The sequence below is a fragment of the Rhizobium sp. RAF36 genome (assembly GCF_052114105.1).
Lineage (GTDB): Bacteria > Pseudomonadota > Alphaproteobacteria > Rhizobiales > Rhizobiaceae > Rhizobium.
On sequence record NZ_JBFREC010000006.1, the window covers coordinates 326,820 to 347,893 of the forward strand.

The window sequence follows — 21,074 nt, forward strand, 5'->3', positions numbered from 1 at the left end:
ACATATAGACCCGGGCGGCGGATCGCATCTGCCGTCGCCGCCCGGCTGACTTTCGAATGCAGATGTGCCGCGGACAGGCGGTAAATTGGAATGCGGCAGCCGGCGAGATGGCCGGCAAATTCATCTTAGTCAGGAGGCGGGCAGAAGCGCCCGCGTAACACCATGGCACGGCAAGAAGCCAACGAGCAGTTTCAGATCACTTCGTTTCTGGATGGCGCCAACGCTGCCTATATCGAGCAGCTTTACGCCCGTTATGAAGAAGATCCGTCGTCGGTCGACGAACAGTGGCAGGCCTTTTTCAAGGCGCTGGACGATGATCCGAGCGATGTGAAGAAGGCGGCCACGGGTGCATCCTGGCGCAAGAAGCACTGGCCGATCCCGGCCGGTGGCGATCTCGTCTCGGCGCTCGACGGCGACTGGGGCATCGTCGAGAAGGTCATCGAGACCAAGGTCAAGGCCAAGGCCGAAGCATCCGGCAAGCCGAGCGACGGCGCCGACATCATCCAGGCGACGCGCGACTCCGTCCGCGCCATCATGATGATCCGAGCCTACCGTATGCGCGGCCATCTGCACGCCAAGCTCGATCCGCTCGGCATTGCCGCACCGGTCGAAGATTATCACGAGCTTTCGCCCGAGAATTACGGCTTCACCGGCGCCGATTACGATCGCAAGATCTTCATCGACAACGTTCTCGGCCTCGAATACGCGACGCTGCGCGAGATGATCGAGATCCTCGAGCGCACCTATTGCTCGACGCTCGGCGTCGAGTTCATGCATATCTCGAACCCGGAAGAAAAGTCCTGGATCCAGGAACGCATTGAAGGTCCGGACAAGGGTGTGGCTTTCACACCCGAGGGCAAGAAGGCGATCCTGCAGAAGGTCATCGAAGCCGAAGGCTACGAGCAGTTCCTCGACGTCAAGTTCAAGGGCACCAAGCGTTTCGGTCTCGACGGCGGTGAATCGCTGATCCCGGCGCTTGAGCAGATCCTGAAGCGCGGCGGCAATCTCGGCCTCAAGGAAGCCGTGTTCGGCATGGCCCATCGCGGCCGCCTGAACGTGCTGTCGCAGGTCATGGGAAAGCCGCACCGCGCCATTTTCCACGAGTTCAAGGGCGGTTCTTACGCACCTGACGAAGTCGAAGGTTCGGGCGACGTGAAGTACCATCTCGGTGCCTCCTCCGACCGCGAATTCGACGGCAACAAGGTCCACGTTTCGCTGACGGCAAACCCGTCGCATCTCGAAATCGTCGATCCTGTCGTCATGGGCAAGGCCCGCGCCAAGCAGGATATGGGCGCCACCGTCTGGGACGGCGACACCATTCCGTTGACCGAGCGCGCCAAGGTTCTGCCGCTGCTGATCCATGGTGACGCGGCCTTCGCCGGCCAGGGCGTCATTGCCGAAATCCTCGGCCTGTCCGGCCTGCGCGGTCACCGCGTTGCCGGTACGATGCACGTCATCATCAACAACCAGATCGGCTTCACCACGAACCCGGCCTTCTCGCGTTCGTCGCCCTATCCGTCCGACGTCGCCAAGATGATCGAAGCGCCGATCCTGCACGTCAACGGCGACGATCCGGAAGCGGTTGTCTACGCCGCCAAGATCGCCATGGAATTTCGCATGAAGTTCCACAAGCCTGTCGTCCTCGACATGTTCTGCTACCGCCGCTACGGCCACAATGAAGGCGACGAGCCTTCCTTCACGCAGCCGAAGATGTACAAGGTCATCCGTGGCCACAAGACCGTGCTGCAGATCTACGCCGAGCGTCTCGTCGGCGAAGGCCTTCTGACCGAAGGCGAAGTCGAGAAGATGAAGGCCGATTGGCGCGCCCATCTCGAGCAGGAGTTCGAGGCCGGCCAGAGCTACAAGCCGAACAAGGCCGATTGGCTGGATGGTGAGTGGTCGGGCCTGCGCACGGCTGACAATGCCGACGAGCAGCGCCGCGGCAAGACCGCCGTTCCGATGAAGCAGCTGAAGGAAATCGGCCGCAAGCTGGCTGAAATTCCCGAGGGCTTCCATGCGCACCGGACGATCCAGCGTTTCATGGAAAACCGCGCCAACATGGTTCAGTCAGGTGAAAACATCGACTGGGCGATGGCCGAAGCGCTGGCTTTCGGTTCGCTGGTGACGGAAGGTCACAAGATCCGCCTGTCCGGTCAGGATTGCGAACGTGGCACCTTCTCGCAGCGGCACTCGGTTCTCTACGATCAGGAAACGGAAGAGCGCTATATCCCGCTCGCCAACCTGTCGCCGACCCAGGCCCGCTACGAAGTCATCAACTCGATGCTTTCGGAAGAGGCGGTCCTCGGCTTCGAATACGGCTACTCGCTGGCCCGTCCGAACGCGCTGACCCTGTGGGAAGCCCAGTTCGGCGACTTCGCCAACGGTGCGCAGGTCGTCTTCGACCAGTTCATCTCGTCGGGCGAACGCAAGTGGCTGCGCATGTCCGGTCTCGTCTGCCTTCTGCCGCACGGCTATGAAGGTCAGGGTCCGGAGCACTCCTCGGCCCGCCTGGAGCGCTTCCTCCAGCTCTGCGCCGAAGACAACATGCAGGTCGCCAACGTCACGACGCCGTCGAACTACTTCCACATCCTTCGCCGTCAGCTGAAGCGCGACTTCCGCAAGCCGCTGGTGCTGATGACGCCGAAGTCGCTGCTGCGCCACAAGCGTGCGGTCTCGACGCTGGCCGAAATGGCGGGTGAATCCTCCTTCCACCGTCTCCTCTGGGACGATGCCGAAGTCATCAAGGACGGCCCGATCAAGCTGCAGAAGGATGCCAAGATCCGCCGCGTCGTGCTCTGCACCGGCAAGGTCTATTACGACCTGCTCGAAGAGCGCGAAAAGCGCGGCATCGACGATGTCTACCTGCTGCGCGTCGAACAGCTCTATCCGTTCCCGGCCAAGGCGCTCATCAACGAGCTCAGCCGCTTCCGGAACGCCGAGATGGTCTGGTGTCAGGAAGAGCCGAAGAACATGGGTGCATGGTCGTTCATCGACCCGTATCTGGAATGGGTTCTCGCCCATATCGATGCGAAGTATCAGCGCGTCCGCTACACGGGCCGCCCGGCCGCCGCTTCGCCGGCAACGGGCCTGATGTCCAAGCACCTGTCGCAGCTCGCCGCATTCCTTGAGGATGCGTTGGGCGGCTGATCCCACGAACGAACAACGATCGAAACAAACTGATCAACGGAAACCAAAATCATGGCCACAGAAATCCGCGTTCCAACTCTCGGTGAATCCGTCAGCGAGGCGACAGTCGGCACCTGGTTCAAGAAGGTCGGCGACGCCATCAAGGCGGACGAGCCGATCCTCGAGCTTGAAACCGACAAGGTGACCATCGAAGTCCCGGCGCCGGCCTCCGGCACGCTGTCCGAAATCGTTGCCCAGGCTGGCGAAACCGTCGGCCTCGGCGCGCTGCTCGGCCAGATCGCCGCAGGTGCTGCTGCCGCGGCGCCTGCTGCTGCTCCCGCCGCCGCCGCACCGGCCAAGGTTGCCGAGCCGGTTGCTGCCGCAGCCCCGGCTGCCGCTGCCGCACCGTCCTCCATGCCGCCGGCACCGGCTGCTGCCAAGATGCTTGCTGAAAACAACATCGCTTCCGAGCAGGTGGATGGTTCCGGCAAGCGCGGCCAGGTTCTGAAGGGCGATGTGATCGCTGCCGTCGCCAAGGGCATTTCCGCTCCGGCTGCTGCTGCACCGGCCGCCGCTCCGGTCGCTGCACGTGCGCCGTCGACCGTTCAGGATGCCGGCCGCGAAGAGCGCGTGAAGATGACGCGTCTGCGCCAGACGATCGCCAAGCGGCTGAAGGATGCCCAGAACACGGCTGCCATGCTGACCACCTATAACGAGGTGGACATGAAGGCTGTCATGGACCTGCGCGCCAAGTACAAGGACGTCTTCGAAAAGAAGCATGGCGTGAAGCTCGGTTTCATGGGCTTCTTCACTAAGGCCGTGACCCACGCGCTGAAGGAACTCCCGGCTGTCAACGCCGAGATCGACGGCACCGACATCATCTACAAGAACTTTTGCCACGTCGGCATGGCTGTCGGCACGGACAAGGGTCTTGTCGTTCCGGTCATCCGTGACGCCGATCAGATGTCGATCGCCGAAATCGAGAAGGACCTCGGCCGTCTTGCCAAGGCTGCCCGCGACGGTTCGCTGTCGATGGCTGACATGCAGGGTGGCACATTCACGATCACCAACGGTGGCGTCTACGGCTCGCTGATGTCTTCGCCGATCCTGAACGCTCCGCAGTCGGGTATCCTCGGCATGCACAAGATCCAGGACCGTCCTGTAGTCGTCGGCGGCCAGATCGTCATCCGTCCGATGATGTATCTCGCGCTCTCCTACGATCACCGTATCGTCGATGGCAAGGAAGCAGTCACCTTCCTCGTGCGCGTCAAGGAAAGCCTGGAAGATCCGGAACGTCTGGTTCTCGATCTCTAAGCGGAGCAAATCCGATGCGGAACCGGATCAGGCAGGCGGCATTCGCGCTCTTGGGCGCAGCCGCAGTGCATCTTCCGGTTCCGGCTTTCGCTGCCGCCTGGGATATCAGCAAGGCGAGCAGCAATTTCGACCTGGTTTCGCTGGATGACGCCGCACTTGCCGAGCGCAAGATCACCGTCGTCAAGATGGGCGATGTGCAGCTGACGTCGGGCCATATCATTGCCGCCGATCCGCTGGCGCAGCCAGACCGCCCGGCCTTCATCCGGACCGTCCCTCCCGGTAATTATCCCGTCACCCTCTACCAGGCCTTCGGCCGCGTCGCTGCGGCCAGCATGCGCTTCGGTGAAGGCAAGCCTGCGCGCTGGGAGATGGCGGCGATCCCCGGTCAGGATCCGGCGGCGCTGAAGGACGACGAGATCCTCGGTTATCCTGTCGATGCCGGTCTCGGTTCCTACATGGACGCCGATACGCTGAAGCTTCTTGAGGAGCGGGCGGAAACGGAACAGGCGGCAAAGCCGGACGAAGATGTGAATTATTACGACGTCATCGCGCCTGAGTTGAATGCCAATGGCGGCCGCTTCGCGCTGCATTCGCCTGTCGCAGGCAAGCCCGGCAATGTGGCGATCTTCTGGAGCGGCTGGGGCGATGGTTTTTATCCGGTCTTCTGGGGTCTCGCCGAAGACGGTCATCCGCTGGTGATGTTGACGGACTTCTATGTGATCGAAAATTCCGATGGGCGGAAGGAGCCGGTGGCGCAATGAGCAAGAGATCGAGCCTTGCACTCGTTGCAGCGTCTGTTCTGATCCTGCCCGGTTTTGCTGCGGCGGCAGACTGCCCGCTGTCGAACGCCGTCTATGCGGATCGTGACGGGACCTATCAGCTGAAATTCTCGCCGCTGAACTCCGATGCGGCAGCCGCCAGCAATCAGTTCAAGATGACGGTGAAGGATAGCAAGGCGGTGCTTGACGGCTATGTCATGCCTTCCGAAGACCCGGCCCGGACGATCGGCATGGTGATGTTCAACTGCCCCGAAGGCGATGCCACAGGAGCCGATCTCGACGCCTGCACGATCTGGCAGGGTCCGGTCTATGGCGTCGACGACAAGGGCGCGATCGACAACCTGCCCGGCGAGAAATCGAACGCCGTTGCCAGCATCGTGTTGCCTGCGATCGGTCCGGCGCTGCGCGATTCATCGATCCTCGGCGAGGGCAAGCAGGCCGTTGCGCCCTGGGATGTCTTCTCCTTCAAGGAGTGTGTGAAGTGAGCGATGCTCCCGTTCTTCTCGTCACCGGCGGAAGCCGCGGTATCGGCGCTGCCGTCTGCAGGCTTGCAGCGAGCCAAGGATGGCGCGTTGCCGTCAACTACGCTTCCAATGCGGCAGCTGCCGAAAGCGTTGTCAGCGAGATCAAAAGCAAGGGTGGCGATGCCATCGCCATCAATGGCGACGTTGGAAGTGCGACAGACATTACCGCTATGTTTCAGGCCGTCGACCGGCATTTCGGCCGTCTCGATGGCATGGTCAACAATGCCGGTATCGTCGATCAGCCGCAGCGCGTCGATGAAATGAGCGTCGAGCGCATTGAGCGCATGATGCGTATCAATATCACCGGTTCCATCCTTTGCGCCGCGGAAGCGGTGCGCCGGATGTCGACCCGCAATGGCGGCAAGGGTGGGGCGATCGTCAATATCTCGTCGATGGCGGTGATCATCGGCTCGCCGTCGCAATATGTCGATTATGCCGCCTCGAAAGCCGCGATCGATACGTTCACGATTGGTCTGGCGCGCGAAGTCGCGACGGAGGGCGTCCGGGTCAATGCGATCAGGCCCGGCATCATCGATACCGATATCCATGCATCCGGCGGTCTGCCTGACCGCGCCCGTGACATGGCCTCTTCCATCCCGATGCAGCGTCCGGGAACGGCCGCGGAAGTCGCGGATGCTGTGCTTTATCTCCTGTCTTCGAATTCATCCTATGTGACCGGCGCCATCATGAATGTGAGCGGCGGGCGATAGGCCTCCATTTCCTGACCAACGAACGAATAAAAGGAAAAGAACAATGGCTTACGATGTGATCGTTATCGGAACCGGCCCTGGCGGTTATGTCGCGGCAATCAAGGCGGCTCAGCTCGGCCTGAAGGTTGCGGTAGTCGAAAGGCGCGCGACCTATGGCGGCACCTGCCTCAACGTCGGCTGCATCCCCTCCAAGGCGCTGCTGCACGCCTCCGAGATGTTCCATCAGGCCGCCCACGGCATGGATGCGCTCGGTATCGAGGTTGCGGCGCCGAAGCTCAATCTTGAAAAGATGCTGGCGCACAAGGATGCGACGGTGAAGTCGAATGTCGATGGCGTCGCCTTCCTGTTCAAGAAGAACAAGATCGATGCCTTCCAGGGCACCGGCAAGATCGTCTCGGCAGGCAAGGTTTCCGTCACCGCCGAAGACGGCAAGGTGCAGGAACTCGAAGCCAAGAACATCGTCATCGCCACCGGCTCCGACGTTGCCGGCATTCCGGGCGTGAAGGTCGATATCGACGAGAAGATCATCGTCTCCTCGACGGGTGCGATCGCTCTCGACAAGGTTCCGGAGACCATGATCGTCGTTGGCGGCGGTGTCATCGGCCTCGAGCTCGGCTCGGTCTGGTCGCGCCTCGGCGCCAAGGTCACCGTCATCGAATATCTCGACAAGATCCTGGGCGCGATGGACGGCGACGTTTCCAAGCAGTTCCAGCGCATGCTCGGCAAGCAGGGCATCGACATCAATCTCAGCGCCAAGGTTACCGGCGTCGAGAAGGGTGGCAAGGGCGCGAAGGTTACTTTCGAGCCGGTCAAGGGCGGCGACGCGCAGACCGTTGAAGCCGACGTCGTGCTGATCTCGACCGGCCGCATTCCCTACACGGCTGGCCTCGGCCTCGAAGAAGCCGGCGTCAAGCTCGACAACCGCGGCCGCGTCGAAATCGACGGCCACTTCAAGACCAATGTCGAAGGCATCTATGCGATCGGCGACGTTGTGAAGGGCCCGATGCTGGCGCACAAGGCTGAAGACGAAGGCGTCGCACTGGCCGAAATCCTCGCCGGCCAGCACGGCCATGTGAATTACGACGTCATCCCGAGCGTCGTCTACACCCAGCCGGAAGTCGCTTCCGTCGGCAAGACCGAGGAAGAGCTGAAGGCTGCGGGCATCGCCTACAAGACCGGCAAGTTCCCATTCACCGCCAACGGCCGCGCCCGCGCGATGCTGGCGACCGACGGCTTCGTGAAGATCCTGTCGGACAAGGAAACCGACCGCGTCCTCGGCGGCCACATCGTCGGCTTCGGCGCCGGCGAGATGATCCACGAGATCGCTGTTCTCATGGAATTCGGCGGTTCCGCGGAAGACCTTGGCCGCACCTGCCATGCACATCCGACGATGTCGGAAGCCGTGAAGGAAGCGGCGCTGGCGGCGTTCTTCAAGCCGATCCATATGTAAGATTGGTCATTGCTTACCAGAAAGCCGCGGTCCGCGAGGGCTGCGGCTTTTTTGTTCGCGCGACCCACAAACTCCCTCATTCCTGTGCTTGTCACAGGAATCTAGCCACCGCGCGTCTGCGCGGTAAAAGGACTCTCTTCGGCCCAAGGACTTGGGCCGGCTGGATCCCTGTGACAAGCACAGGGATGAGGGAGTTTGTGCGTCGCGCGAAGACCTAGGTCTTCAATTCACCGCAGTAACCGTAAAGCCCTGCTTACGCAGCAGCTCAATCACGCCCTGATCGCCCGGCAGGTGCAGGGCGCCGACGGCCATGAAGACGTTGCCGGCGGCGAGGATCGGGGCGGCGCGGTCGGCCATGACCTTGTTGCGGTCGAGGATGATGCGCTGTTCGAACGCGGCGTAGTCGCCGTCGCCACCCTCTTCGGGCGAGACGGTCTTCAGCATCGGAATGGTCATGCCGACGTCGCCCGAGAGATAGAGGTCGGTCATGGTTTCGACGACGTCATTCATCTTCGGGCCGAGTTCCAGCGTTTCGATCAGCGATTTCAGATGAAATTCCATCGGCAGTTCGGCCATCGCCTGCAGCTGTTCGGCCAACGTTTCGAGGCCCTTGACCTGTTTGCCCTGCTTGATGGCGTCGGCGGCGATCTTCTGGTCGAGGAACTGTACGCCCTTGGCCTTGCGGGCGATTTCGCAGGCGGGGAGCGCCACGGCGCTGGCGATCATCCATGGGCGCATGCGCGATACGGCTGAAAGCGGAATGCCGCGCTGCTTCAGGCCGGCGTCGAGGCGGGCATAGTCTTCGGGTGACAGCAGCTTGTCGATGGTGGTGCCATCGGTGAACATGGTGAGATCAGGGCGGGCGAGGAGGGCGGCGGCGGCCTTCTTCTCGTCAAGAATTTCGTCGGATTCGATGACGATCGTATCGGCGCTGTCATGCGCTGCCTGGGCGTAGTCAGGAAGGTTCAGGACGCGGGGATCGGTGACGTGCATGCTGCCGAGCAGCCAGGACGGCTTCAGGCCGGGCTTGTCGATCTTCCAGAAGATGCCCTTGCCGTTCGGAACAGCATCGGCTTCCTTGACGACTTCGGCGTAGCGGGCCGGGTCGCTCTGCTTAAGCTCGGCCATCAGATCCTTGCCGGAGCAGCTGTCATCGGCAGCGGCAGCCGGCGAAACTGAGAAGAGAACGGCGAGCAAGGCTGCGGCCAGTAGTATGTGGAAGGCCGCGATCAGCCAGAGCAGGATGTTGCCCGGCTGCGCGATCTGCAGTCTGCGGTGGCCGATGGAAATCGTCATGATTGGTGGTTCCGCTCGCGGTGCTTGATCAATCTCATGCTCTACGCCGCCTTCGCGCATATTCCTTTAAGGGAATGCGTTAACGAATGATTACGCCCTTGGGTGGGCACGATCATAGACTTCGAGCAGCCGGGCCGAATCGACGCCGGTATAGACCTGGGTGGTGGAAAGGCTGGCGTGGCCGAGAAGTTCCTGGATGGTGCGCAGATCGCCGCCGCCTGCCAGGAGATGCGTTGCGAAGGAGTGACGCAGCGCATGCGGCGTTGCCGTCTCCGGCAGGCCGAAGGCGCTGCGCATCGTCTGCATCGTGCGCTGGATGATCGCCGGCTGCAGCTTGCCGCCGCGGGCGCCGCGGAAGAGCGGCTCGGTTGCCTCAAGATGGAACGGGCAGAGCGCGCGGTATTTACCGATCGCCTCCCCGACGATGGCAAGCAGGGGGACCAGACGTGTCTTGTTGCCTTTACCGGTGATGCGCAGTGACGTTGCGCCGGCGTGGAAATCTCCAGGTGTCAGATCGAGCGCTTCGGAGATGCGCAGGCCGCAGCCGTAAAGCAGTGTCATGACCGCGGCGTCGCGGGCGGCGATCCAGGGCTCTTCATGCATCTGCGCCTCGCCGCTGACGACGGTGACGGCCTGACGGTCGGAAAGCGGCTTCGGCAGCGATTTCGGCTGTTTCGGTGAGCGCACCGCGCTGGCACCGGCAGCGTTCACCAGGCCCTTCTTTTCGAGATAGCGCAGCAGCGAGCGCAGGCCGGCGAGATTGCGGCCGAGCGAGCGGGCGCCCGATCCTACCTTGCGGCGGGCGGCCAGGAAGGCGCGGAAATCGGCAGGGCGCAACGCCTGGATATCCTTCAGCGTCGTGGGGCCGCCGAGATGGCCGGTGAGGAAGGTCAGAAACTGGCGGCTGTCGCGTTCGTATGCATCCAGCGTGTGAGCCGAAAGACGGCGCTCGCTGGCGAGGCTCATAAGCCAGGCACTGCGTTCGGCCATCAGCCGCGGATCGGCAATAATCAGAAGTTCGTTCACGGCGGCGGCCTTGATTTTGGTGTTCGCTGCCGATCTTGACCGAGGGACATTATGGAATCGCTAAGATCAGCCAAGCCAAATCGGAGCCGCGTCCCGCCCATTCTTTTTGGCGTCGCTTTGCGTTAAAGCGATGTCATGCGCCTTCGCTCGATGTTTGCCCAGAATTACCGTTCGCTGCATTCGATCCGCATGGATCTGGCGGATACGACGCTGTTTCTTGGCGAAAACGGTGCGGGCAAATCCAATCTCTACCGTGCGCTGCAGCTGGTACAGGCGGCTGTGCGGGGACGATTGGCGCACGAGCTTGCAGCGGAAGGGGGCATGCTCTCAGTACTCTGGTCGGGAACTCGCCGCAAATCCGAGGGGCCGGCGCGTATCCGGCTCGAAGTCGAGATCGTCGATGAGGAGCGGGCGATCACGTTCCGCTACCATGTCGAAGCCGGGCTCCGGCCTCCGAGCGCTGCCGCGGGATTTGCGCTTGAGCCACAGGTAAAGGCCGAGGAGCTTTCGGTCGAGACCGGGCGCCGGGCGGTGGTGATGATGAAACGTGCCGGTCCGGCGATTTCGGTGCGCAGCAGCCACGGCCGGATGGAGAACTATCCGGATGAGGCGCTGACCTCGGAAACGGCGATCGCGCTGCTCGGTGACGCCGGGCATTTTCCCGAGGTTGCGGCCTTCCGGCGGATCGTTAGCAATTGGCGTTTTTTCCATGGCTTCCGCACCGACCGGGCATCGCCTCTGCGCCACCCCTGCCTCGCCGTCACCGGTCCGATGCTCGATGAGGACGGCGCCAATCTGGCCGCTGTGTTCGCGACGCTTGTCCATACCAGGCAGGATACGGTGGAACTCGACCGTATTCTGGCATCGGCGCTCGGCGGGGCGAAGCTCGTTGTTCCTGATCCGGGAGAGACGGCAGAGTTCGGGCTTATTCTGCCCGATTTTCCGCATCGGGTGTTTCAGCCCCGCGAGCTTTCGGATGGACAGATTCGTTTTCTCGGTCTTGCGGCTGCACTTCTTTCCTATCGGCTGCCGCCATTGATCGCGCTTAACGAACCCGAGGCGAGCCTGCATCCCGATATGCTATTGCCGCTTGCCGACATGATTGCTGAGGCTTCGAAGAGCAGTCAGGTCTGGATCGTGACACATTCCGAAAAGCTGGCGGAAGCGGTGCGTGAGCGATGCGGCGTGCGACCCCGCAAGGTGATCCGTGAGAATGGCGCCACCTGGATCGAAGGCATGCGGCTGACGGGCACGATTGCTGGTGACGATGACGACGACTAGCCGTTTTCAGCGGGTTTCCTTTCTGTTGCGTTGCGGGCATGGTCTGGCGCGATGAGCACAGATTCGTCCGATCTCTTTGGCGCATTGTTCGAGACACCACCGGCAACCCGCACGGTTCCGGTGCTCGTTCCGCTGCCTGCGCCGCGGCCCTATTCCTACGCCGTGCCTGAGGGCATGGCGGTCGAGCCGGGTTCCGTCGTCCAGGTGCCGCTCGGGCCGCGCCAGGTGATCGGCGTCGTCTGGGATGGCGGCGAGGACGGGGTCGATCCGAAGAAGCTGCGGCCGATTACCCATGTCTTCGATTGTCCGCCGCTGACCAAGGAGATGCGCGATTTCATCGATTGGGTCGCCGCCTATACGCTCTCGCCGCCCGGTCTCGTGGCGCGCATGGCTCTTCGGGCTCCGAATGCTTTTGAACCGGAGCCGATGGTGGAAGGCCTGCGCTTCGTCGGCGGCGAACCGGAGCGGATGACGCCGGCGCGTGCCCGGGTGCTCGATACCGCTTCTGACGGCGTTTCGTGGACGCGGACGGGGCTCGCCCATGCCGCGGGTGTTTCTACCAGTGTCGTGGATGGCCTGATCAGCCAAGGGATTTTTGAAACCATCTTTCTGCCGCCGCCGCCCGTCGTCGCAAAGCCGGATCCTGACTTTGCCGCCTCGCGGCTCGCCGGTCCGCAGAAGGAAGCCGCCGACGAGATTCTGGCCGAGGTGCGCAACGGCGCGTTCGCGGTGTCGCTGATCGACGGCGTGACGGGCTCCGGCAAGACCGAAGTCTATTTCGAGGCGATCGCCGAGACGCTGCGGCGTGGCAAGCAGGTTCTGATCCTGTTGCCGGAGATCGCGCTGACGGCAAGCTTCCTGGAGCGTTTTCAGGATCGCTTTGGGGCCAAGCCCGCCGAATGGCATTCGGATCTCGCGCCGCGCATGCGCGAAAAGGTCTGGCGGCAGGCGGTCACCGGCGAGGTGCGCGTCGTTACCGGTGCGCGCTCGGCGCTTTTCCTGCCCTTCGAGGATCTCGGTCTCATCATCGTCGATGAGGAGCATGACCCGGCCTACAAGCAGGAAGACAGGGTCTATTACAATGCACGCGACATGGCCGTGGTGCGCGGCCGTATCGGTGATTTTCCCGTCGTGCTGGTTTCGGCCACGCCATCGGTGGAGAGCCAGGTCAATGGCCAGAGCGGCCGCTACACGACGATCCATCTGCCGACGCGCTTCGGCGATGCGGCGATGCCTGATCTTCACCTTGTCGATATGCGGCGTCACGCGCCGGAGCGCGGCGGCTTCCTGTCGCCGGTGCTGATCCGGGCGATCGGCAAGACGGTGGAGAAGAAGGAGCAGGCGCTGCTCTTTCTCAACCGACGTGGCTATGCACCGCTGACGCTCTGCTGTGTCTGCGGTCACCGCTTCCAATGCCCGCAATGTTCAAGCTGGCTCGTGGAGCACCGCTTCCGAAGCCAGCTGCAATGCCATCAATGCGGCCATACCGAGCGCACGCCTGAGGCATGCCCGGAATGCGGCACGCTCGATCATCTCGTCGCCTGTGGCCCCGGGGTGGAGCGGATCGCCGAGGAAGTCGAGCGGCATTTTCCCGACGCGCGCACCATCGTGCTCTCTTCCGATATCACCGGCGGTGTGAAGCGGCTGCGGCTGGAGCTTGATGCGATCGCCAAGGGTGAGGCCGATATCGTCATCGGAACGCAGCTCGTCGCCAAGGGTCATAACTTTCCGCTGATGACGCTGGTCGGCATTGTCGATGCCGATCTCGGGTTGGCGAATGGCGATCCGCGTGCGGCGGAGCGAACCTTCCAGCTGCTGTCACAGGTCACCGGCCGCGCCGGGCGAACCGGCCTCAAGAGCCACGGTCTGTTGCAGACCTATCAGCCGCAGCATCCCGTCATGCAGGCGATCGTGTCGGGCGATGCGGGTGCCTTCTACGAGCGCGAGATCACCGAGCGCGAGCGCGCGATTCTGCCGCCGTTCGGCCGTCTCGCCTCGATCATCGTTTCGGCAGAGACCAGACAGGACGCGGAAGCCCATGCGCGCGGCATCCGCGGTTCTGCGCCGCAGGTCTCGGGCATTTCCGTGCTAGGGCCGGCCGAGGCGCCGCTTGCCATCGTTCGAGGCCGCCATCGCTTCCGGCTGCTCGTCCACGGGCGGCGCAATTCCGATATGCAGGCCTTTCTGAAGACCATGCTGTCGCAGGCGCCAAAAGAACGCGGCTCCATTCAGGTGCAGCTCGACATCGATCCGCAGAGCTTCCTTTAAAAAACAGCGCCTGCTGGCCGTTTTCCACCGCCTGCAATCATGCCATAAGGACTGCCAAACGCGGCATGATTTGGGGTCGATTCATGGAGTTCTACTTTCCGGAAACCTTTGGCGAGCAGCTGGTATTCTGCTGCGCGGCATTCACGGCGGCTGCCGGTTTCGTCATGATGTTCGCGCCCGGCTATGCGATGAAGCTTTTTGGGCTTGCGCCGCGCGGCGAGCGGCGGGACGGCTACGCGGAACAGCGGTCGGTCGGCGGATTCTATCTCGGATTCGGCCTTGCGGCGATCATGCTGGCGCAGGACTTCATCTATATGGCGCTCGGCGCCGCCTTCGCGATGGCGTTTTTCGCACGCATCATTTCGCTCCTTTCAGATAAGGGGAGCACAATTATCAACTATTTACTTCTGGTTGTGCAGGCGATCCTCGCGGCTGTTCCGCTGGCCTATTCTTTCGGCTTCCTCACAACCTGAATTACCGGGCAGCGGACCGCCTGCTCGCCTGCCTCCACGCCATTTCACGATTTTGCCGATAGAAAATCATTCGAAAGGCATATTCGGACGTTACGCGTGTTGCGAGTCCCTGCGTCCTATGTTAGACGGACCCCGAATTTCGGAAGAAGCAAGAGGCTTCTCTTGCGATTTCTGGGGGAAATCAAAACGAATTCAAGAGCATAGGTCAGGCGCCCGCCGACGGCCGGATTCTTGAATTGAAATCAGGGAAATTTGTGCCCGTGGCAGACACGTCCCAGCTTACTTCTGGTGTTGCAGAGCGATATGCGTCCTCGCTGTTCGATCTGGCGCTTGAAGAAGGTGCCGTCGAGAGCGTCACCGCTGATCTCGACCGTTTCCAGGCGATGCTGGATGAGAGCGACGACCTGAAGCGTTTCGTCGCCAGCCCGGTATTCTCGGCTGACGATCAGCTGAAGGCTATCGTCGCCATCAGCGAGAAGGCCGGTATTTCCGGTTTCGTCGGTAACTTCCTGAAGGTCGTGGCGCGTAACCGCCGCCTGTTCGCCCTCCCGGGCATGATCAAGGCCTTCCGTATCATCGCTGCCCGTCAGCGTGGCGAAATTTCTGCCGAGGTTGCCTCGGCCCATGCGCTGACCGCAGCGCAGGAAACTGAATTGAAGGCGGCGCTGAAGAGCGCCACCGGCAAAGACGTGGCGATTGCCGTCACGGTTGATCCGTCAATTCTTGGTGGTCTGATCGTGAAGGTCGGGTCCCGTCAGATTGATACGTCGCTTCGTACCAAACTTTCTACTCTCAAGCTTGCATTGAAAGAGGTTGGCTGATGGATATCCGCGCCGCGGAAATTTCCGCAATTCTCAAAGATCAAATCAAAAACTTCGGCAAAGAAGCTGAAGTCTCGGAAGTCGGCCAGGTTCTCTCTGTCGGCGACGGTATTGCTCGCGTTTACGGTCTGGACAACGTTCAGGCCGGTGAAATGGTCGAGTTCCCCGGCGGCATCCGCGGTATGGCCCTGAACCTCGAATCCGACAACGTCGGCGTGGTTATCTTCGGCTCGGACCGTGACATCAAGGAAGGCGACACCGTCAAGCGTACGGGTGCCATCGTTGACGTTCCGGTTGGTCCGGAACTTCTCGGCCGCGTTGTCGACGCTCTCGGCAACCCGATCGACGGCAAGGGCCCGATCAACGCAACGCGCCGTTCGCGCGTTGACGTCAAGGCTCCGGGCATCATTCCGCGTAAGTCGGTTCATGAGCCGATGTCGACCGGCCTCAAGGCTATCGACGCGCTCATCCCGGTCGGCCGTGGCCAGCGCGAGCTCGTCATCGGTGACCGCCAGACCGGCAAGACCGCCATCATTCTCGATGCGATCCTGAACCAGAAGGCTATTCACGAGTCTGGTCCGGAAGGCGAAAAGCTGTTCTGCGTCTACGTCGCTGTCGGCCAGAAGCGCTCGACGGTTGCCCAGTTCGTCAAGGTTCTCGAAGAACGCGGCGCTCTGAAGTACTCGATCATCGTTGCTGCGACGGCTTCCGATCCGGCTCCGATGCAGTTCCTGGCACCGTTTGCCGGTTGCGCCATGGGCGAATACTTCCGTGACAACGGTCAGCACGCTCTCATCGGCTACGACGACCTTTCCAAGCAGGCCGTTTCCTACCGCCAGATGTCGCTCCTGTTGCGCCGCCCGCCGGGCCGCGAAGCTTATCCGGGCGACGTTTTCTACCTTCACTCGCGTCTCCTCGAGCGCGCTGCAAAGATGAGCGACGAAAAGGGCGCCGGTTCGCTGACCGCTCTGCCGGTCATCGAAACGCAGGGTAACGACGTTTCGGCGTTCATTCCGACCAACGTGATCTCGATCACCGATGGCCAGATCTTCCTTGAAACCGACCTGTTCTATCAGGGTATCCGCCCGGCTGTTAACGTCGGTCTGTCGGTTTCGCGCGTCGGTTCTGCCGCGCAGATCAAGGCGATGAAGCAGGTTGCCGGCTCGATCAAGGGCGAACTCGCCCAGTATCGCGAAATGGCCGCCTTCGCTCAGTTCGGTTCGGACCTCGATGCCTCGACGCAGCGCCTGCTGAACCGCGGCGCACGCTTGACCGAACTTCTGAAGCAGCCGCAGTTCTCGCCGCTGAAGACCGAAGAGCAGGTTGCTGTGATCTTCGCTGGCGTGAACGGCTATCTCGACAAGATTGCCGTCAACCAGATCGGCAAGTTCGAACAGGGTCTGCTTTCCTACCTCCGCTCGGAAGGTAAGGCGATCCTCGATACGATCCGCACGGAAAAGGCCATCAGCGACGATACGAAGGGCAAGCTCGTTGCTGCTCTCGACTCGTTCTCGAAGTCTTTCGCCTGATCGGGCTCAGTTAGGACGGATAACGGATGCCTTCACTTAAGGATCTGAAAAACCGGATCGCCTCCGTCAAGGCGACGCAGAAGATTACCAAGGCGATGAAAATGGTCGCCGCGGCTAAGCTTCGGCGTGCGCAGGAGGCGGCCGAGGCCGCCCGGCCTTACTCGGAGCGCATGGCGGCTGTTCTCGCGAACATCGCCCATGCGGTTACCGACGCCGACGGTGCACCGTTGCTCATGACCGGTACAGGCAAGGATCAGGTTCACCTGCTCGTCGTCTGCACCGCAGAGCGCGGTCTTTGCGGCGGTTTCAACTCGCAGATTTCGCGTTTTGCACGTGATCATGCCCGCAAGCTCATTGCTCAGGGCAAGACCGTCAAGATCTTCACCGTTGGCAAGAAGGGCTACGACAGCCTGCGCCGCGAATTCTCTTCGCTCATCACCGAGCGTAAGGAACTGCGCGACGTCAAGCGTGTCGGCTTCGAAAATGCGGACCAGATCGGCAAGCGCATCATCGAGATGTTCGAAGCTGGTGAGTTCGACGTCTGCACGTTGTTCTATTCCGAGTTCAAGTCGGTCATCAGCCAGATCCCGACGGCACAGCAGATCATCCCCGCGAAGGTGCCGGAAGGCGTCACCGAGGATGCTGCCCATGCCGGCGCTGTCTATGAATACGAGCCGGATCCGGCATCGATCCTTGAGGATCTGATTCCGCGCAACATTTCTGTCCAGATCTTCCGCGCACTGCTTGAAAACGCAGCTGGCGAGATGGGCGCGAAGATGAGCGCCATGGACAACGCGACACGTAACGCAGGTGAGATGATCAACAAGCTGACGCTCAACTACAATCGTCAGCGTCAGGCGCAGATCACCAAGGAACTCATTGAAATCATTTCGGGCGCGGAAGCGCTCTGAGGTTAGAGAAAGAGGGTATTAGAATGGCTAGGGCAGCTACCCCGAAGGCGGCAGCGAAGACCGCCGCTAAGAAGACCGCCACAGGCTCTGTCGGCAAGGTCACACAGGTTATCGGCGCCGTCGTCGACGTTGCTTTCGAAGGCGAACTGCCGGCGATTTTGAACGCGCTCGAAACCACGAACATGGGCAACCGCCTGGTTCTTGAGGTCGCGCAGCACCTCGGTGAAAACGTCGTGCGTACGATCGCCATGGACTCGTCCGAAGGTCTCGTCCGTGGCCAGGAAGTTTTCGACACCGGCGCGCCGATCTCGGTTCCGGTCGGTCCGGAAACGCTCGGCCGTATCATGAACGTCATCGGCGAGCCGGTTGACGAAGCCGGTCCGCTGGTCACCGCTTCCAAGCGCGCCATCCACCAGGATGCACCGTCTTACGTCGAACAGTCGACGGAAGCACAGATCCTGGTTACCGGCATCAAGGTCGTCGACCTCCTCGCGCCTTACGCAAAGGGCGGCAAGATCGGCCTCTTCGGCGGCGCAGGCGTCGGCAAGACCGTTCTCATCATGGAACTGATCAACAACGTCGCCAAGGCGCACGGTGGTTACTCGGTGTTCGCAGGCGTGGGTGAACGTACCCGCGAAGGCAACGACCTCTACCACGAAATGATCGAGTCCGGCGTCAACAAGCACGGCGGCGGCGAAGGCTCGAAGGCAGCCCTCGTTTACGGCCAGATGAACGAACCGCCGGGCGCTCGCGCTCGCGTCGCTCTGACCGGTCTGACGGTTGCTGAAAACTTCCGCGACCAGGGCCAGGACGTTCTGTTCTTCGTCGATAACATCTTCCGCTTCACGCAGGCTGGTTCCGAAGTGTCGGCTCTGCTCGGCCGTATTCCTTCGGCCGTTGGCTATCAGCCGACGCTCGCAACGGACATGGGCCAGATGCAGGAACGCATCACCACGACGACGACCGGTTCGATCACCTCGGTTCAGGCGATTTACGTTCCGGCCGACGACTTGACCGACCCGGCTCCGGCAACTTCATTCGCCCACTTGGACGCAACGACCGTTCTGTCGCGTTCGATCGCTGAAAAGGGCATCTATCCGGCAGTTGACCCGCTCGACTCCACGTCGCGCATGCTCGACCCGATGGTTGTCGGCGAAGAGCACTACGAAGTGGCTCGTAAGGTTCAGTCGACGCTGCAGCGCTACAAGTCCCTGCAGGACATCATCGCCATCCTGGGTATGGACGAACTGTCTGAAGAAGACCGTCTGGCCGTTGCCCGTGCCCGCAAGATCGAGCGCTTCCTGTCCCAGCCGTTCTTCGTTGCCGAAGTCTTCACCGGTTCGCCGGGCAAGCTCGTCGCGCTCGAAGACACGATCAAGGGCTTCAAGGGCCTGGTCAACGGCGACTACGACGATATGCCGGAAGCAGCCTTCTACATGGTCGGCTCGATGGAAGAAGCCATCGAAAAGGCCAAGAAGCTCTCCGCAGCCGCTTGATGAGCGACGCGCAAGACGAGATTTTCTGCTGCGACTCCCTTCGGGTGGTCGTGGCAGATCTTCCGGAACCCGCAGCGCCCACCGTCTACAGGGCGGATAACGGTGCTCTGATGATGGTTGTCGGATTGGTTCAGGCCGAAGAAGGCCTCGGCTATCTCGATCAGGCGATACAGCACTGCCCGTTCTGCGGGACCAAACTGCAAGATGCAAAGGCCGAGAAGGTAAGTCACTGATGGCTGACAATTTCAATTTTGAACTCGTATCTCCGGAGCGTCTGCTCCTGTCGGAGATGGTGACGGAAGTTGTCATTCCGGCAACCGAGGGCGAGATGACGGTCATGGCCCACCATGCGCCGACGATGACGACCATCAAGCCCGGCATCGTCAGCGTTCGCTCGGCCTCCGGCAGCAAGCAGGACTATGTCGTGTTCGGCGGCTTCGCCGACATCCTGCCGACGGGCTGCACGCTGCTCGCCGAATCGGCCGTTCCGGTCGAGGAAATCAACAAGGACGAGCTGACCCGCCGTATCGAAGCGGCGCAGAAGGATCTCGATGATGCCGAGCATCACGAGCACAAGTCCAAGCTCGAACAGTTCATCCTCGAACTCACGCACCTGCGTGGCGTTGTCGAACAGGACTGATCGGGAATAGTCCCAAATGATCGAAAGCGGCCTTCAGGGCCGCTTTTTTCGTTTTGGGCACATGAGTGCCGATCCACTAGCAATGAACATGAGATCTTGAGTATCTGGCGGTCGCGGGCGGCCCACTATCGGCTCTAGATTTTGGCTTTCACGCCTAATAGGGTCCCTCAACTATTCGCAATTGCTGCAGGGAGTTCCCATGAAAAATATTCAGCTTTCGACCTCGGGCGTGTCGGTATCGAGTGTCGTGCTCGGCCTGATGCGGATCAACACGCTGGATGACAGCGGAATTAAAGCCCTCTACTCGGCGGCCCGGGAAATCGGCATCAATATTTTCGATCACGCGGACATCTATGGCGGCGCGCCCCATCGCTGCGAAGCACGGTTTGGTGACGCTCTTCGCCTCACAGCCGACGAACGGGACCAGATCGTAATTCAAAGCAAATGCGGGATCCGGCCGGGATATTTCGATTTCTCCAAGGAACATATCCTCGCAAGCGTCGACCGGTCCCTCAAGGCCCTGCGGAGCGACTATCTGGACGTGCTTCTATTGCATCGGCCCGATGCGCTGGTGGAGCCGGAAGAGGTCGCAGAGGCATTCGACAAGCTCCATGCAGCAGGCAAGATTCGCCATTTCGGTGTTTCGAACCATACGCCAGGCCAGATCGATTTGCTGAAGACAGCTGTTACCCAACCTATCATAGCCAATCAGATCCAGTTGAGTGTTGCCCACGCGCCGTCTATCGCATTCGGCGTTGCTGCCAATATGGGCGGATCTGAGCAGTCGATCGACCGGGATGGCGAGCTCGTCAACTACAGCCGGATCAATAGCATCACATTGCAGGCGTGGTCGCCGTTCCAGCATGGCTTCTTTGAAGGCATCTTCCTGGGCGACCGCGAGAACTATCTGGAGCTCAACAAGGTTCTGGACCAACTCGCGGAAACTTACGGTGCGACGCCTGCTGCCATTGCTGTCGCGTGGATCGCGCGTCATCCCGCCAAAATTCAGACGGTGCTGGGAACGACGAACCCCCAACGCCTGCGTGACAGCGCGATCGGAGCTGACATCGAGCTGAGCCGCGAGGAGTGGTACCGGATGTTCAAGGCGGCCGGCTATCAACTGCCGTAAAACGTGGAAGCCAACGGGAAGCGTTGCGCCGGCTCAATAAGGACCGGCGCTGGCCCCCCTGCAGACACTTAAGCGGCGAGCCGCTCGGCCCGCAGGAAGCTCTCCAGCGCTGCCGCCTCTTCCTTGCTGAGATAGAGCCCCTTCTTGCTGCGCCGCCAGAGGACATCCTCGGCGGTGAAGGCCCATTCGTTCTGCATGAGATAGCGCACCTCGGCCTCATAGAGATCCGATCCGAAATGCCTGCCGAGATCGGCCATGGATGCGGCCTTGCCAAGCAGCACATTGGCCCTGGTGCCATAGC

At 61.3% G+C, this 21,074-nt stretch carries 19 protein-coding genes; 16 read left to right on the plus strand and 3 right to left on the minus strand.

Features of this window, described 5'->3' with window-relative positions:
• The first annotated feature begins 162 nt into the window (after positions 1-162).
• Genes AB4Z25_RS21800 through lpdA form a run of 6 tightly spaced genes read left to right on the plus strand, consistent with a single transcriptional unit; the run spans position 163 to position 7,903 of the window.
• On the plus strand, positions 163-3,147 hold the full coding sequence (locus tag AB4Z25_RS21800) for a 2-oxoglutarate dehydrogenase E1 component (RefSeq protein WP_112539089.1): 2,985 nt from the start codon (positions 163-165) through the stop codon (positions 3,145-3,147).
• Between the two features lie 51 nt (positions 3,148-3,198).
• Positions 3,199-4,440 (plus strand): 2-oxoglutarate dehydrogenase complex dihydrolipoyllysine-residue succinyltransferase, encoded by a 1,242-nt coding sequence (gene odhB / locus AB4Z25_RS21805; protein WP_112539088.1) that lies wholly within the window; start codon positions 3,199-3,201, stop codon positions 4,438-4,440.
• 14 nt (positions 4,441-4,454) lie between these two features.
• Positions 4,455-5,201: a DUF4241 domain-containing protein gene (locus AB4Z25_RS21810; RefSeq protein WP_442208965.1), complete on the plus strand. Its 747-nt coding sequence runs from the start codon at positions 4,455-4,457 to the stop codon at positions 5,199-5,201.
• Positions 5,198-5,704 (plus strand): hypothetical protein, encoded by a 507-nt coding sequence (locus AB4Z25_RS21815; protein WP_442208966.1) that lies wholly within the window; start codon positions 5,198-5,200, stop codon positions 5,702-5,704. The genes AB4Z25_RS21810 and AB4Z25_RS21815 overlap by 4 nt, the downstream gene beginning before the upstream one ends.
• Positions 5,701-6,453, plus strand: coding sequence for an SDR family oxidoreductase (locus AB4Z25_RS21820; protein WP_112539085.1), 753 nt, complete (start codon positions 5,701-5,703; stop codon positions 6,451-6,453). The genes AB4Z25_RS21815 and AB4Z25_RS21820 overlap by 4 nt, the downstream gene beginning before the upstream one ends.
• Before the next feature lie 43 nt (positions 6,454-6,496).
• Positions 6,497-7,903 (plus strand): dihydrolipoyl dehydrogenase, encoded by a 1,407-nt coding sequence (gene lpdA, locus AB4Z25_RS21825; RefSeq protein ID WP_112539084.1) that lies wholly within the window; start codon positions 6,497-6,499, stop codon positions 7,901-7,903.
• 222 nt (positions 7,904-8,125) lie between these two features.
• Here lpdA and AB4Z25_RS21830 read toward each other — a convergent pair whose 3' ends face one another.
• Positions 8,126-9,199, minus strand: coding sequence for a TraB/GumN family protein (locus AB4Z25_RS21830; RefSeq protein ID WP_112539083.1), 1,074 nt, complete (start codon positions 9,197-9,199; stop codon positions 8,126-8,128).
• Positions 9,200-9,289: 90 nt separating this feature from the next.
• Entirely contained in the window at positions 9,290-10,225 is a 936-nt protein-coding gene (locus tag AB4Z25_RS21835) for a tyrosine recombinase XerC (RefSeq protein WP_112539082.1), read from the minus strand.
• 135 nt (positions 10,226-10,360) lie between these two features.
• Here AB4Z25_RS21835 and AB4Z25_RS21840 point away from each other — a divergent pair, with 135 nt between their 5' ends.
• The 10 genes from AB4Z25_RS21840 (at position 10,361) to AB4Z25_RS21885 (ending at position 20,773) form a co-directional block, all read left to right on the plus strand.
• Positions 10,361-11,506 carry an AAA family ATPase gene (locus AB4Z25_RS21840; protein WP_112539081.1) on the plus strand — a complete coding sequence of 382 codons (1,146 nt, stop codon included), beginning with the start codon at positions 10,361-10,363 and terminating at the stop codon, positions 11,504-11,506.
• 51 nt (positions 11,507-11,557) lie between these two features.
• Entirely contained in the window at positions 11,558-13,774 is a 2,217-nt protein-coding gene (locus tag AB4Z25_RS21845; RefSeq protein ID WP_112539080.1) for a primosomal protein N', read from the plus strand.
• An 83-nt stretch (positions 13,775-13,857) separates the two neighbouring features.
• Entirely contained in the window at positions 13,858-14,247 is a 390-nt protein-coding gene (locus AB4Z25_RS21850; RefSeq protein ID WP_112539079.1) for an AGROH133_08824 family phage infection protein, read from the plus strand.
• A gap of 254 nt (positions 14,248-14,501) precedes the next feature.
• On the plus strand, positions 14,502-15,068 hold the full coding sequence (locus AB4Z25_RS21855) for a F0F1 ATP synthase subunit delta (protein ID WP_112385764.1): 567 nt from the start codon (positions 14,502-14,504) through the stop codon (positions 15,066-15,068).
• Complete coding sequence (gene atpA / locus AB4Z25_RS21860) at positions 15,068-16,597, plus strand: F0F1 ATP synthase subunit alpha (protein ID WP_112385763.1); 1,530 nt, start codon at positions 15,068-15,070, stop codon at positions 16,595-16,597. Before AB4Z25_RS21855 ends, atpA begins: the two co-directional genes overlap by 1 nt.
• Before the next feature lie 26 nt (positions 16,598-16,623).
• On the plus strand, positions 16,624-17,508 hold the full coding sequence (locus tag AB4Z25_RS21865; RefSeq protein WP_112385762.1) for a F0F1 ATP synthase subunit gamma: 885 nt from the start codon (positions 16,624-16,626) through the stop codon (positions 17,506-17,508).
• A gap of 23 nt (positions 17,509-17,531) precedes the next feature.
• Positions 17,532-19,004, plus strand: coding sequence for a F0F1 ATP synthase subunit beta (atpD, locus tag AB4Z25_RS21870; protein ID WP_112385761.1), 1,473 nt, complete (start codon positions 17,532-17,534; stop codon positions 19,002-19,004).
• Positions 19,004-19,237 carry a hypothetical protein gene (locus AB4Z25_RS21875; protein ID WP_112385760.1) on the plus strand — a complete coding sequence of 78 codons (234 nt, stop codon included), beginning with the start codon at positions 19,004-19,006 and terminating at the stop codon, positions 19,235-19,237. The genes atpD and AB4Z25_RS21875 overlap by 1 nt, the downstream gene beginning before the upstream one ends.
• Positions 19,237-19,644 carry a F0F1 ATP synthase subunit epsilon gene (locus AB4Z25_RS21880; RefSeq protein ID WP_112385759.1) on the plus strand — a complete coding sequence of 136 codons (408 nt, stop codon included), beginning with the start codon at positions 19,237-19,239 and terminating at the stop codon, positions 19,642-19,644. Before AB4Z25_RS21875 ends, AB4Z25_RS21880 begins: the two co-directional genes overlap by 1 nt.
• A gap of 199 nt (positions 19,645-19,843) precedes the next feature.
• A complete protein-coding gene (locus tag AB4Z25_RS21885; protein WP_112539078.1) occupies positions 19,844-20,773 on the plus strand; it encodes an aldo/keto reductase in 930 nt (309 codons plus the stop codon).
• Between the two features lie 68 nt (positions 20,774-20,841).
• On the opposite strand, the gene AB4Z25_RS21890 is transcribed toward AB4Z25_RS21885, so the two are convergent.
• Positions 20,842-21,074, minus strand: a 233-nt coding sequence (locus AB4Z25_RS21890) for a glycerol-3-phosphate dehydrogenase C-terminal domain-containing protein (protein ID WP_442208972.1), incomplete at its 5' end; no start/stop codon positions are given.